This window comes from Pseudomonas sp. Leaf48, assembly GCF_001421885.1.
In the GTDB taxonomy this organism is placed as follows: Bacteria; Pseudomonadota; Gammaproteobacteria; order Pseudomonadales; family Pseudomonadaceae; genus Aquipseudomonas.
In genome coordinates, this window is the sequence record NZ_LMLH01000004.1 from 115,003 (window position 1) to 129,704 (window position 14,702).

Here is a 14,702-nt window from a genome sequence, read left to right on the forward strand (position 1 = left end):
GATGCCTTGCCCTGTTCGCATCAGCCGGCTGTTGCTGTGTGGCACCCTATTGCTAAGTGGTTGCGTGCGACTGGGTCCGGATTTCCAGTCGCCGGCCCAGCCTTGGGTCGAGCACTGGGACACCCCGTCCCTGGCGCTCGCCGGCCAAAAGCGTCCGCAGCCGGATAGCCGCCAGTGGTGGCATGTGTTTGGCGACCCGGTGCTGGATAAATTGATCGCCGAAGCCGACGTCCACAACGCTGACCTGCAGGTCGCTGGCCTGCGGGTGATGGAATCGCGCGCACAATTGGGTATCGCCCTGAGTGGGCGCTACCCGCAATTTCAACAGGCCAGTACCGACAGCCTGTACGTGGACCGTAACCAATCCGGCGGCGCCAACCCGCAAGACTCGCATTTCTGGCAACACAGCGCCGGTTTCGATATTGGTTGGGAACTGGATTTCTGGGGCCGCTTCAGCCGTGCCATCGAGTCGGCTGATGCCTCCTGGTTTGCCGCACAGGCCAACTATGAAAACGTCCTGGTGCTGTTGCATGCGCAATTGGCGCAAACCTATTACGCCTTGCGCACCGCCGAAGCACGCCTGGAAATCGCGCGCAGTAACGCCAAGCTGCAAAAGCGCAGCTTCGAGATCACCGAGCGCTTGTTCAACAGCGGGGCCGAAGCCGAACTGGACCTGCAGCAGGCCAAGACCCAGTACCTGAGCACCTTGAGCACCATCCCCGACTTCGAAAACCAGGTGGCAAGCTTTCGCAATGCCCTGTCCACCCTGATCGGCCGACCACCCGGCGCACTTGCCGAACTGGATCGCAACTCGGGGCTGGTACCACTGCTCAATACTGCGGTCTTGCAGGACGTGCCGGCCAATCTGCTGGTACGGCGCCCGGATGTTCGCGCCGCCGAGCTGCAAGTGGCAGCGCAGTCGGCGCTGATCGGGGTGGCCGAGGCCGACCTTTACCCCTCTATCAGCCTGTTGGGCAGCATTGTCTGGTCTACCACCTCCCTCAGCGGGGCGTCCAATACCCTCGATCTGGTGGGCGGCCCAAGCCTGCGCTGGGATATCTTCGATCACGGCCGGATCACCAACAATGTGCGCGTACAGGACGCACGCCTGCAGCAATTGATCGTCATCTACCAGGACAGCGTGCGCCAGGCCGCACGCGAGGCCGACGATGCCGCGACCGGCCTGATCAAGTCGTTGGAACGCGACCGTATCCTCAGCGATGCCTCAGTGGCCGCCGACCGCTCGGTAACCTTGGCCAATGCCCAATACCTCGAAGGCTATTCGGATTTCCAGCGCGTACTTGATGCCCAGCGTGCCCTGTTTGCCCAGCAGGACTCCTACCTGATCAACCGCGGCAACGCCGTGAATAACCTGATCGCCCTGTACAAGGCTCTGGGCGGTGGCTGGTACAGCGACCAACCAATGATCGATAAGGCAACCCGCCAACAAATGCAGCAACGTACCGATTGGGGCGATCTGCTCGACGAACCGAAGGAAGGTACCCAATGACTGACAGCCCGCAAGCAGTCGACGAAAATGCCTCGACACCCGCGGCCGACCCGGCCAAAAAAGCGACCCGCTGGGTATTGTTGCTGATCATCCTGAGCCTGGTCTGGTACTTGTTCGCTGACCGCTACACGCCCTACACGCAGCAAGCCAGAGTGCAGGCCTTCATAGTGCCGGTGGCGGCTGAAGTGGCTGGCCGGGTGATCAAGGTACACGTACACAATAACCAGGACGTCAAAGCTGGCGAATTGCTGTTTGAAGTCAACCCGCAGCAGTACCAGATTGCCGTGGATCGCGCCCGCTCCGATCTTGAAACAACCCGTCGCCAGGTGGGCGCTAACACCGCCGGTATCGATTCCAAGCAAGCGTCCCTGCGAGCGGCCCAGGCCAATGAAGTCAAGGCTCGCCAGGACATCTCTCGGCTCGAACGCCTCTACCGCGAAGACCCGGGCACCATCTCTCTGCGGCGTCTGGAAATATCCCGCGCCACGTTGGCCGAATCCACCAGCCAGGTCGCCGCCGCCAAGGCTGAAGTGCAACGCGCGAAGGAGACACAGGGCGGTGGCGAAGAGGAAAACGCCCAGTTGCTGAGCGCCGCCAGTAACCTGCAAAAAGCCGAACTGGACCTGAGCAATACGCAGATCCGTGCCCGTTCGGCCGGCCTGATTACCGACCTGCGCACCGATGTCGGTCAGTTCGTCGCTGCCGGCGCGCCGGTGATGACCTTGATCGCCATCCACGATGTCTGGGTCAGCGCCGACATGACCGAAAATAACCTTGGCCAGGTCGGCCCCGGTACACCGGTGTCTATCGTTCTAGACTCCCTGCCCGGACGCATTTTCAAGGGCCATGTGCGCAGCGTCGGCTATGGCGTCGATATCGGCCAGAAAACCCAGCCTGGCGGCTTGCCGACGGTTGAGAACAGCCGCGACTGGCTACGTCCGGCCCAGCGCTTTCCGGTGATCATCGAATTCGAGCCCGGTGAGTTGACCGGCCCCGAGGGCATCCGTTCCGGCGGCCAGGCCGAGGTCATGGCGTTCCCCAACGAAACCAACCCGCTGAATTTGCTCGGGCGCATTTTCCTGCGTCTGATGAGCTGGCTGTCCTATGTCTATTGAGCGCTCGGCCCGCGTACAGCGGGCCCTGCGCCTGAGCTTCGGCACAGCGCTGTGCCTGGCGGCGAGTTTTGGCCTGGCCTTGCCCATCCCGTTTCTCTCGCCGATGCTGGCGCTGATGATGCTGGCAGCGATGAACCGACCTCTGCCGTTCAAGGCCAGCCTGGGTCTGGCCTTGATCGTGATGTTGACCACCGGCACCGGGTTGCTGTTGATTCCGCTGCTGCGCCACTACGCGTTCACTGGCGTGATGATGGTCGGATTGTGTCTGTTCCTGGCCTTCAGTTATGGGCTGCGCGGCGGCAACTCGCTGGTGGCCACTTTCCTGGTGGTAGGCCTGACCTTGATCAGTTCGTCCGGGACCGCTGAATTCAGCCTGGCGCTGGAGGTCATAGTGGCCCTGGTCAAGGGTCTGTTCCTGGCAGTCACCTCATTGACCATCAGCCACTGGTTGTTTCCCGAGCCTGCCAGTGCCCCCGCGGCCAAACCCCCGCCGTCCTTATCGAATATCGAAACCGGCTGGCTGGCCCTGAGGGCCACACTGGTGGTGCTGCCGGCCTTTCTGCTGGCAATGATCGACCCGGCCAGCTACCTGCCGATCGTCATGAAAGCCGTGGGCCTGGGCCAGCAAACTTGCGCAACCAGCGCCCGTAGCGCCGGCCAGGAGTTGCTCGGGTCGACCTTGCTCGGCGGCCTGATGGCGATTCTTTTCTGGTGCGCGCTGAGCCTGTTTGTCAACCTGTGGATGTTTTTCCTGTGGATGCTGCTGTTCGGCCTGCTGGTAGCCAGAAGACTCTACGGCCTTAGCCCGACCCTGCAAAAGCCGGGGTTCTGGATCAACAGCCTGGCGACGCTGATCATTCTGCTCGGCCAATCTGTACAGGACAGCGCAGCAGGCAAGGATGTCTACACCGCCTTCGCCATTCGCATGGGCCTGTTCATCCTGGTGACCTTGTATGCCTGCGCCATGGTCTATCTGCTCGACACGCGGCGCGAACGTCGCCAAGCCCCCAAGCCAGTATCTGAAGAGAGTGCTTCCCTTTAATGCCGGACATGCTTCTATATCGGGGGCACGAACCCGGCAAACTCAACCCATTGAACCATAGTAGGAATCCAGTCTGCCGATTGCTCTGGATTCAGCGCACGGTCAGACTAATTACCATAAAAAAGGGAGGGCAATCATTGCCCTCCCTTCCGCTGTCTACGCTCCCTGCGACAGTACTGACCAGGACCTCAAGTGGCCAGAATGAAGTCCGTCTGATCAACGGCCGCGCTGTTGACACCAACAAGGTGAATCGTATCCGCCCCGATCCCTACCACCGTGTCTGCCCCGTTTGCCGTGATGGTCACGTTGGCAGCGAACGTCGCGCTGTTGATCCCCAGCGCTGTGATATTGAGTAGGTCCTGCCCTGCGGCCAAATTGGCTCCGAAGCTCAGGATCGTATCGTTGCCGAAACCCGCAGCAGCGAACACGAACGTATCGTTGCCGGCGACGCCGCCACTCATCACGTCGTTGCCTGCACCGCCGTTGAGGGTGTCGTTACCCGCACCGCCCATGATCGTGTTGGCGAGTGCGTTGCCAATACCCGCGAAATTGCCGCTGCCGCCGAAATACAGATTATCGACGTTGGCATCCAGGGTGTAGCTCGCGAGCGAGGTCCAGACCGTGTCGTTGCCCGCACCGGCGAGCTCGCTCACCACRTCCCCAAGCTCGGTGACTTCGTAAATATCGCTGCCAGTACCGCCGACCATCGTGTCGGCACTGCCGCCGCCGATGAGGACATCGTTCCCAGCACCACCCACGATCGTGTTGGCCAGCGCGTTGCCACGGGCCACAAAGTTGCCGACKCCGCCGAAAAACAGATTCTCGACATTRKCTCCCAGCGTATAGCTCGCGAGCGAGGTCCAGACCGTGTCGYTGCCSGCACCGGCRAGCTCGCTCACCACGTCCCCAAGGTCGGTGACCTCATAGATATCGCCCTCCCAGCGTATAGCTCGCGAGCGAGGTCCAGACCGTGTCGCTGCCGGCACCGGCAAGCTCGCTCACCACGTCCCCAAGGTCGGTGACCTCATAGATATCGCTGCCAGTACCGCCGACCATCGTGTCGGCACCGCCGCCGCCGATGAGGACATCGTTCCCAGCACCACCCACGATCGTGTTGGCCAGCGCGTTGCCACCGGCCACAAAGTTGCCGATGCCACCGAAATACAGATTCTCGACATTGGCTCCCAGCGTATAGCTCGCGAGCGAGGTCCAGACCGTGTCGCTGCCGGCACCGGCAAGCTCGCTCACCACGTCCCCAAGGTCGGTGACCTCATAGATACCTCCCAGCGTATAGCTCGCGAGCGAGGTCCAGACCGTGTCGCTGCCGGCACCGGCAAGCTCGCTCACCACGTCCCCAAGGTCGGTGACCTCATAGATATCGCCGCCGGCACCGCCGGCCATCGTATCGGCACCACCACCGCCGATGAGAATGTCATCGCCCGCGTCACCATTGAGGATATCGTCACCGCCCAAGCCACGCAGTAAGTCGTTGCCCGCACCTCCGCTGGCTACGTCGTTGCCTGCCGTGCCGATCCATATGTCTGCACCGGCGGTACCCACAAACACTTCACCGACGGCCACCAGGTCAGAAGGGTCCGACGCAATGCTTTCGGCCACACCGAAGTCATCCACGTAACTGACTACCACCCGCACCTGATTACCCACCTGAGCCAGGCCAAGCGTGAACGTGCTGGCTGTGGCTCCGGGGATGTTGACGAAAATCACCCCGTTGGTCGCCTGCCACTGGAAGGTGAACTGCGGATTGCTGAGGCCATCAATGTCGATGATGCTCGACGTATCAGCGGTCAACACCTGGTTCAACACCAGAGCCCCATTGACGGTCGGCCCTGCGGTCGGCGCGTTGTTCGCCGACGAGTCGACAATCTCCAGCGTACCCGCGCCATCCTGATACACCGCCCGCACGCGGATGTTCTGACCCGCGACATCATCAGTCACCAGGAAGGTGGCGCCTGTCGCCCGCGATGCCTCGCCTGCGGCGACAACGGTGATGTCTTCATAGACGCCCGAGCCGGCAACGGTTTCGGCTTGCCAGTAGTAAGCCATCGCACCGGTAACTGCTCCGGTCGGATTGGCCCCGCTTGCGTTGTCCGCATCGCGTATTGACCGACCGCTGACCCGCAATAGCTGACCGGCGACAGGCGAGTCTTCACGTAAGCCGGTGACCGCATCAAGGATTCCCAGACGACCCGAAAGGTCATTGTTTACGCCGCTCCCTGCTCCAGTCACCGTTGCCTGGTCAGCGAACTGCAGACGCTCGATCCCCGTCAGGCGATCGACGCCATCACGCCCAGCCACCAGGTCGGTCACGATGACGGCGTTGCCTTCGACAGAGACGCTGTACTCCGACATATTCCCGGAGTACAGCGCAGTGTCGAAGTTGTCAGTGCCGGTCAGAATCTCCCGCACGATGACCAGTTGGCCAGGGTTGTAGGTACCATTCACCATCAGTGGCACCAACGGCTCCATGCTGTTGAACGTGGCGATTTCCGCGCCAGTGCCATCAATGTTGGCCCGTACGCTGATGCGAACGTTCAGCCACTTGTCACCATCGATGATGTCGTCACCACCGCGACCTTCGATAAGGTCACTGCCGCTGCCACCGAGTATGATGTTGCCGCCATCGAAGAACGTCGCTCCGGCTGGTAGCAGATCCGCAAGACCGTCGATCAGGCTGATGTTGGTCAGCACGCTGCCGGTTGCACCCGCGGTAGCCATAGCGGCGGCATCTACGCTATCACCGCGCAGGAAGTCCCCATGCGCCGAGCCCGACAGACCTTCCATGATGTCGAAACGCACCAGCGTCGAGGCGCCCGATCCAGGAACCGGCGGTACATCGAAAAAGCGATCGCTGAAATCGATGGACACGCCTTGGGCGAGCCCCTTGAAGGTCGCCCAGTCAAAGCCGGAGCCACCGATATAGCGGTCACCGAAGCCGAGACTGCCGACCATGATGTCGTCGCCGCCTTCGCCGTTGAACTTGTCGTTTTCGCTACCACCGATGTAGACATCGTGGCCGATGATCGGGTCGTTGCCGAGCGGGTCGAAGTTGTCGCCAGGTGCACCGTCCGAAGTACCCTTCTCGATCCAGTCGTGACCTTCGTTACCCATGTCCTGTTCGTTGGCTTTGCTGCCCAGGATGAAGTCATTGCCCTGGCCACCAATGGCCTCGGAGGCGTCCTCACCGGTCACGATGAAGTCATTGCCGAAGCCGCCAATGATCAGGTTGACGCCGTTACCGCCATGCAGCACGTCGTTGCCGTCGCCACCCTGGATATTATCGTCACCGCCAGTGTCGGTGATGATGTCGTCGCCGGCACCACCGCGCAGTTGGTCGTTGCCGTCACCACCTTCGATGCGATCGTTGCCACCATCACCCCAGATTGTGTCATCGCCCTCACTGGCGATGAGGATGTCTGCGTTGTCGGTGCCACCCAGCACGATATGTTGATCACCGGTGTACCGGATGTAGTTGGTATCCGCCCCCGCTGTCAGCGGGTTGTCGCGGAACACCACTTGCGCATTGTTCGGACCACGCGGATCGACGGCGCCAAGGTCATCGTTGAATTGCTTGGTCTGGTCCACTTCCAGATAGTACCCGGGGTCCGAGAACACCAGGCCCGGCAAGTGCGTGGCCGAGGAGTTGGCCATGATCAGCTTGGCGAACGAGTTGCTTTCAAGTTCCGCATTCAACGACAGGCCAGAGGTGCGCTCCAAGTAGTAGAAGCGGTCGGCGTCCTGCAGTTTTTCCATCTGGTTTTCGAACACGAAGTTGAAGGTCGAGCCGAGCATGCCGCCGAACGGGGTTTTTTGTTCGGCCAGGCCGCCGATCCACATGTCGATGGCATCGACACCCGTAATCGTGACATTCCTCAGGTCGTCGGCCGTGCCCGCTACGTTATCCCTGCCGGGCAGCGTCACGTTGGCATAGGCACCGGTGCTGTTGAGGAAGTCAAGGCGGTCAGCCGGCGAACCAGTACCTCCTAATACCAGGGCCAAGGCTGCAGCGCGCTTGCCATCCAGCGTGGTCGCCAAAGTGATCGTGCTATGCGTGCCATAGGCCGCGATGAAGTTGATCAACGACTCCGGATGTTTGAGGTGCTGCACCAGGTCGACCCAGCTGTTGTAGGGCTTGAGTTGGGTATCGCCGGTTTGGCTGTAGATGTCGCGGCGGAACGCATTGAGCGACGGAATCCCGACGTCGCGGCCACGGGCGATGTTGATCGCCGCCAGGTCGAGCGGCAGGCCAAGCAGGTTGTTACGCACCGCCTCGGTGACGAACTCGTCGAGTTCGTTACCGGCTTGGCGAGTCACCCCACGGATGATCGCACTGGTCGCTTCATCTGGCGTCAGGCCACTGGCGGCGTACTCCAGCGGATTGAGGAACGCCGCGATCAAGCCCAGTTGCTGATCAGGATCATTCGCGGCGCCAACCACATTGTAATTGGCGTCGAAACGATCAACGGTCTCGGTCAGCATCGAGTGGCCAAAGCGATAAACCACGTGGGCAAACTCGGCGACGATCGATGGGTCGAGGTCGACGTCATAGACCTGGGTCGGTGCGAAGAACAGATCGACGTTAGGCTGGATGGTCCGCGCAAACTCCTCGAACACCAGGTGCTGATACTGCATCTCGGTACCGAACTTGGCAGCCTGGAACAAGCGCTCGCCATTCCACAACAGCGCATTGATCTCAGCCTGGCTGGTTGGCAACGCGGTCACCGGAGTGAGCAGCCACTCGTTGAGGAAGGCCAGGTCATTGGAATCGAGCACGGTGTCCTTGGTCTGTGCGACCAGCCGATTGTGCTCGGAGTGGAAGATCGCATGCACTGCGGTCAGGCCGATGTTTTCGTTGACCCGGCCGTCACCGGCGATGTAGTGCGCATCAAGCAGTTCGTTGTCGTAGGTCAGGTTGTTGCCGCCAGGGCCAACGGGCTGCGGATTGCCTGCAATGGCGTCTCCATCGGCCTGCAGAACCCCACCGACGACTACCGGTACGGCGTTGTGGGCGATGTCGTCGAGGAACGCATGGCCGGTGCGCACCGCATTCGTGAGGTTTACCGGGTTGGCCGGGTTGCCTTCGACAAGGGTAGTGCCGTCGTCGGCGGTGCCAGGAAGGCCGTCCGCCCCGTTGTTGACACGTATGACAACCTGCGGGAAGCCGTTCGGCCCCTTGATGAAGTTGCCATAGGCATCAGTCGCCAGCAGCGGACCGCTGGCGATGTCGGCGTCGGTCAGATTGATGCCGAGAATGTCACGGGCCTGAGCCTTGACCACAGCCCAGGTTGCCATGCCACCGATTTCGCTGTCGTCTGCCGTACCAAACGTGCCATCCGGCCCCAGGTTACGGTTAGTGATCAGATTGCCGGTCGCTACGGGGCCATTGGCGGTAAGCACATATCCACGCAGGAACACCTGGTGCGCCGGATGCGAGCTATAGGTCTGGTTTTGGTCCACGAACGGCGTGGTGGTGTTGGTATGCTCATGGATATCATCGGCATTGCCGAGAATGCCATCCGGCCCTGGCTGGTTGGTCGCGCGGGTCAGCACCATGAAGTTGGCGTTGCCGCCAGGCACGAACAGCGGATCATCCGGTTGCAGCGGGATGAATATGGTCCCTGAACCGCCTTTACTGACCAGGTCCAGACCATGATCGAAGAACTGCCCGAAGAAGGTCATCCAGCCGTTGAAGGGCGCAGATAACCCGGCATCCGCCGTGGTGTTCTCGAACAGGTACACATCGCGGTCGTCGGCAGTGCCGAACTGACCATCCAGGCCGGGGCTGGCGACGATCTGTACGCCATCCTTGAGCACGTCGTCGTTACCCACCGCGCCGAAGTTAAGCCGACCGTCCGCACCCGCGTTGTAAGCGGCGGCATAGGCCGCCGGGTTGTTCGACGTCTGGTCGACGAGCAGGTTACTGATGGCGCGCGGCTGCGAGTCAAACACTGAGCCGCTGGTCTGCTGATACGACGACCCCGGAATGGCTGGCGAGCCGGGGCCGAAGAAACCGGCAGGAGCCCCTTGCGCTGGATTGAAGACCGGATCGGTCAGGCGCGGAAAGGTGTTATCGGCGGCACCGAAACCGGTGTTGTTGGTGCCGTTGATATTCAGCAGGTTGTTGTTCGACCCGTCCACCGAACGCAGGCCCAACGGCGCGCGGATATTCGGGATCAGCGAGAGGATGTCCTGACCGGCCGCATTAGCCTCGGCAATCCTGATCTGGTCAAGGATGAAGTTGAGGTCGGAGCGGACCATGTTCAGGCCCGGGCCACCCTCGGTGGCATCGACTACCGGAGTCTGCGCTGTCGGCACAACTGGTGCGCCGTCAGCCACTATGCCAGTCGGTTGCGAGAACACGATTTCAGTCGTGCCATGACCATCCTGGTAGATCGCCTTGACCCGCAACGACAGCCCGGCGAGGTCAGGAGAGACCTTGAACGAAGTGCCGTCGGCGCTCTGGAACGCCAGGTCGCCGGCTGGTAACAGGATGATGTCCTCGAATACGCCGGTGCCTGGAGTTGCCTCGAACTGCCAATAGTAGGACACCGATGAGTTATTTAGCGTGCCCAGCGGATTACCCGCCGCGATGTTGTCGGCATCGCGCAATGCGGCCACGTTGACGGTCAGCGTGTCGCCCACCCTGATCGGCCCGCCGTTTCCATCGGTGATGGCCGGCCTGCCAACCGGTTCGGCATTGAGCCCCGGCACCAGCACTTGCTGGTTATCGGCAAACTGCAGGCGTTCGATATGCAGCAGCGTATCGGTGCCGTCGCGACCCGCTACGGAATCGGTCACCGTCCAGACATCGTCTGTCACATCGAGCGTGCCGCGGGTGTCACGATTAACCGTGTACTCGTCCTCGACCCCGGAGAAAATGGCGGTGTCGAAGGCCTCCCCGCCCGTCGAGGTGCCGGGCAGGATCTCCCGCACGGCCTTGAGCTGACCAGGGTTATAGGTGCCGTTCAGCATGAACGGGATCATATCGACCATGCTGTCGAAGCTGGCAACCTCTGGACCGGTATGGTTGACGTCGCCAGGGGCATAAACGGCAATCCTGACGTTGATCCATTTGTCGCCATCGATCAGGTCATCGCCACCACGACCCTCGATCAGGTCGCTGCCATTGCCGCCGAGGATAATGTTGCCCGTAGCAAAGCCAGTGGTCGGCAATCCTGCATCGGCGAGAAACTGAGCCAGTCCGCGGATCAACGCCACGTTGGTCAACGCACTGCCCGTGGCACCGCCGTGGTTGATGATAGTGTCCGCATCAACGTCATCGCCCCTGAGCACATCGCCAAAGCTCGAACCGGACAAACCTTCGACCTCGGCAAAACGGTCGAGAATCGAGGCCGGCGAAGCGCCGACCGGGTTGAACACTCCGGTGTTCTGGTTTGGCGCATTACCGTGTGGCTGCGCCAGCGCGGCCAGGCTCAGGTCAGCCGTGATGCCGAATTTGTCATTTTTGTAGGTCACCCAGTCGAAACCGGACATGCCGTCCATCTTGTCCTGGGCATCACTGCCGGTAAAGATGTCATCGCCGCCCTCGCCGATCATTTCGTCGAAGCCGGGACCACCGACAAAGATGTCGTTGCCGATCACGTCGTCATTGTTCAACGGCGAAGCGTTATCGCCAGGCGCACCGTCCTGGGTGCCCATCTCGATCCAGTCATCGCCTTCGCCACCGGTAGCTGGCAGGTTGGTCTTGGCACCCAGGATAAAGTCGTCACCCTGGCCGCCGAAGGTAAGGGAAATGTCTTCGGTGGTGATGATGAAGTCCTGGCCGTCGCCACCCAGAATCAGGTTGCCAGCTGCCAGCATGCTGCCAGCCACGATCACATCGTTGCCGTCATTACCCTCCAGACGGTTGTCGCCGAACGAGTCGGAAATGATGTCATCGCCCGCGCCGCCCAGTACCGCATCGTTCCCGGCACCACCTTCGAGGCGGTCATTGCCGGCGTCGCCGTAAAGAGTGTCATCGCCTTCACCGGAAATGAGGATGTCATTGCCGGCGGTGCCGCCCAGGACGACGTGGTCTTCACCGGTATACTGCAGGTAATTGGTGTCCGGACCTGCAGTGCCTGGGTTATTGCGGATCACCAGGGGCACGACTTCCACGCCGTTGATCATGATGCCACCGGTCGGATCGGCACTGCCGTTGGCGCCAAGCCCGGTGAACTGATCGGCCTGATTCACTTCAAGGGTAAAGGTCGGAGTCAGGAACACGGTGTTCGACAGGTGGGTGATGTCGCTATTGAGCATCATCAGCTTGGCAAAGGAGTTGTTTTCCAGCTCGGTGCCGAAATTCAGGCCTGCGACACGCGACAGGTAGTAGAAGCGGTCGCCGTTCTGCAATGCCTCCATCTGGGTTTCAAACACGAAGTTGAAAGTCGAGCCGAGCATGCCGCCGAACGGCATTTTCTGCTCGGCGAGGCCACCGACCCAGAAGTCGATGTCGTCCAGACCGGTGATCGTCACGCCCGATTGCGCTATGTTGGCCCAGGCACCGGTGCTGTTAAGGAAGTCCAGACGGTCAGCAGGCGAACCAGCGCCATTGAATACCAGCGCAAAGGCTGCAGCGCGTTTTTCTGACAGCGTTGTCGCCCCGGTAATAGAACCGTGGGTACCATAGGCAGCGATAAAGTTGACCAACGACTCGGGGTGCTTGAGGTTATCCACCAAGTCAGCCCAACTGTTGTAGGGCTTGAGTTGGCTGTCGCCAGTTGATGCGAAGAACTCACGACGCGCCTCGTTCAACGTGGGGATGCCGGTGTCGCGACCACGCGCCAGATTCAGCGCTGGCAAATCGAGCGGCAGGCCGAGCAGATTATTGCGCAACGCTTCGGTGACAAACTCGTCGATCTCGTTGCCCAACTGACGGGTCACCCCGCGAATGATCGCCCCTGCGGCTTCGTCCGAAGTCGCCCCGCTGCCGGCAAACGCCAGTGGGTTGAGGAAGGCTGCGATCAGACCCATTTGCGAGTCCGGGTTGTTGGGGTCAGTGAGCAGCGGATTGAACTCAGGGTCGAAGCGATCGACGGTTTCAGTCAGCATCGAGTGGCCGAAGCGATACACCACGTGGGCGAACTCGGCGAGGATGGCCGGGTTGATCGAAGTGTCATACCCGTTAGGTGCCAGAAATTCGTCGATCTGTGGCTGAACGGTCCGCCCGAACTCCTCGAACACCAGGTGCTGATACTGCATCTCGGTGCCGAACTTGGCGGCCTGGAACAGGCGTTCGCCGTCCCACACCAACGCCGCGATACCGGCGGGTGTAGTCGGTATTGCGGCTACGTCGTTCACCAGCCACTCATTGAGGAAGGCCAGATCGCCGGAAGCAAGGATGGTGTCCTTGGATTGCTGGACCAGGCGGTTGTGCTCGGAGTGGAACACATGGTGCACGGCAGTCAGGCCGATGTTCTCGTTGACCCGGCCGTCACCGGCAATGTAGTGAGCGTCGAGCAGTTCGTTGTCATAGGTCAGGTTATTGCCGCCAGGGCCAACTGGCTGCGCATTCCCTGTCAGGGCGTCACCATCGGCCTGCAGAACCCCGCCCACGACTACCGGCGCAGCATTATGGGCAATGTCGTCGAGGAAGGCATGTCCGGTGCTCACGGCGTTGGCCAGACTGATGGGAGCAGTCCGGTTGCCTTCCACCAGTACAGTGAGGTCATCAGCAGTACCGGCGATACCGTCAGCACCGTTACCGACGCGTACTACTACCTGCGGCATGCCACTCGGCCCGCGGATGAAGTTGCCATACGCATCGGTCGCCAGCAGAGGCACGTTGTGCACATCGGCGTCGGTCAGATTGATACCGAGAATGTCACGGGCTTGGGCCTTGACCACTGCCCAAGTCGCCATACCATCGCCGGCACCATCATCGGCGGTGCCGAACCGGCCATCGGCGCCGAGAGTGCGGTTGGTAATCAGGCGCCCGGTTGCAACAGGGTCACCTGCCGCATCGAGGACGTACTCCCGTAGGAACACCTGGTGCGACGGGTGCGAGCTGTAGGTTTGGCTCTGGTCTACGAACGGCGAAGTGGTGTTGGGCTGGCCATCATCGGCAGTGCCTACCAGGCCGTCGGCGCCGGCAGTTCGCACTGCACGTGACAGCACCATGAAATTGGTCGGACTACCCAATACGTACAACGGATCGTCCGGCTGCAGCGGAATAAATACGATGGAGGTACTGCTCTTGGTAACCAGGTCGAGGCCGTGGTCGAAAAACTGACCGAAGAAGGTCATCCACGAGTTGAAGCCGGCGGTCAGGCCGACGTCCGGCGACTCGTTGGGCATGAAGAACACATCCTTGTCGTCAGCTGTGCCAAAAATGCCATCCAGACCGGGGCTGATCACCGGGGCGGCACCACCATTAGCCGCCACCGCTGCCGGGTTGTTGGCGGTCTGGTCAGAGATCAGGTTACTGATAATCCGTGGCTGCGCGTCGAATACATCTCCTGTCCCGGCGTAATCCCCTTGAAACGAGGGGTCAAGCAGGCGCACGAAGGAATTGTCCGCAGCGCCGTACTCGCTTTGCCCGGCCACCAGGTTGTTGAAGCTGCCATCAACGGTGCGCAGACCGAATGGCACCTGAGTATTGGGAAGCAAATCACTGAGACTGGCGCCGTCGGCATGCGCTTCTGCGATAAAGATTTGCTTGAGGATGAACTCCAGGTCCGACTGATTGAAATTGGCCATTTTGGATTGCCCTCGATCTGTCTGGGTAAAGCACGGGACGAGAAAGTCCTCCCGCGCCAAGTCAAGTGCTGGCTTGTGCAGTTTGTTGGTTTTGTTTTTTAGCGAGAGCTGGCGCTACCCGAGACCCGGGATACCCGCCTGAAATTCGCGAAATGAATGGCTCGCCGGGCGATCAGGCGGAGCGAATTCGGGCCCGGGGCGGGCCATGGAATCTGGAAGTGAAGGCGAATGTCCTGGACAGCCCATTCCCTCTGATAAAGCACGCAATGATCGACATAGCTCTGCTCCTCTCAGGAAAATCACCGCGTCTTGCGCT

At 60.8% G+C, this 14,702-nt stretch carries 4 protein-coding genes and 1 pseudogene; 3 read left to right on the forward strand and 2 right to left on the reverse strand.

The genetic code is table 11. From position 1 onward, the window contains the following. Nucleotide 1 precedes the first annotated feature (1 nt). The 3 genes from ASE98_RS05005 to ASE98_RS05015 are packed head-to-tail and all read left to right on the forward strand — an operon-like array spanning nt 2 to nt 3,667. Nucleotides 2-1,510 (forward strand): efflux transporter outer membrane subunit, encoded by a 1,509-nt coding sequence (locus ASE98_RS05005; protein ID WP_060540265.1) that lies wholly within the window; start codon nt 2-4, stop codon nt 1,508-1,510. Continuing rightward, a complete protein-coding gene (locus tag ASE98_RS05010; RefSeq protein ID WP_060540266.1) occupies nt 1,507-2,625 on the forward strand; it encodes an HlyD family secretion protein in 1,119 nt (372 codons plus the stop codon). The genes ASE98_RS05005 and ASE98_RS05010 overlap by 4 nt, the downstream gene beginning before the upstream one ends. Beyond that, nucleotides 2,615-3,667, forward strand: coding sequence for a DUF2955 domain-containing protein (locus tag ASE98_RS05015; protein WP_060540267.1), 1,053 nt, complete (start codon nt 2,615-2,617; stop codon nt 3,665-3,667). The genes ASE98_RS05010 and ASE98_RS05015 overlap by 11 nt, the downstream gene beginning before the upstream one ends. A 188-nt stretch (nt 3,668-3,855) precedes the next feature. Here ASE98_RS05015 and ASE98_RS27665 read toward each other — a convergent pair. Both ASE98_RS27665 and ASE98_RS05020 read right to left on the reverse strand, forming a co-directional pair. Then, nucleotides 3,856-4,545, reverse strand: a pseudogene (locus ASE98_RS27665) (calcium-binding protein); the annotation flags it as partial. Between the two features lie 43 nt (nt 4,546-4,588). Further along, entirely contained in the window at nt 4,589-14,386 is a 9,798-nt protein-coding gene (locus ASE98_RS05020) for a peroxidase family protein (RefSeq protein WP_442962693.1), read from the reverse strand. Nucleotides 14,387-14,702: the final 316 nt, after the last annotated feature.

Bases quoted from the DNA above. Each gene is read 5' to 3' on its own strand.
- ASE98_RS05005 (WP_060540265.1), top strand. From the start codon at position 2: ATGCCTTGCCCTGTTCGCATCAGCCGGCTGTTGCTGTGTGGCACCCTA.
- ASE98_RS05010 (WP_060540266.1), top strand. From the start codon at position 1,507: ATGACTGACAGCCCGCAAGCAGTCGACGAAAATGCCTCGACACCCGCG.
- ASE98_RS05015 (WP_060540267.1), top strand. From the start codon at position 2,615: ATGTCTATTGAGCGCTCGGCCCGCGTACAGCGGGCCCTGCGCCTGAGC.
- ASE98_RS05020 (WP_442962693.1), bottom strand. From the start codon at position 14,386: ATGGCCAATTTCAATCAGTCGGACCTGGAGTTCATCCTCAAGCAAATC.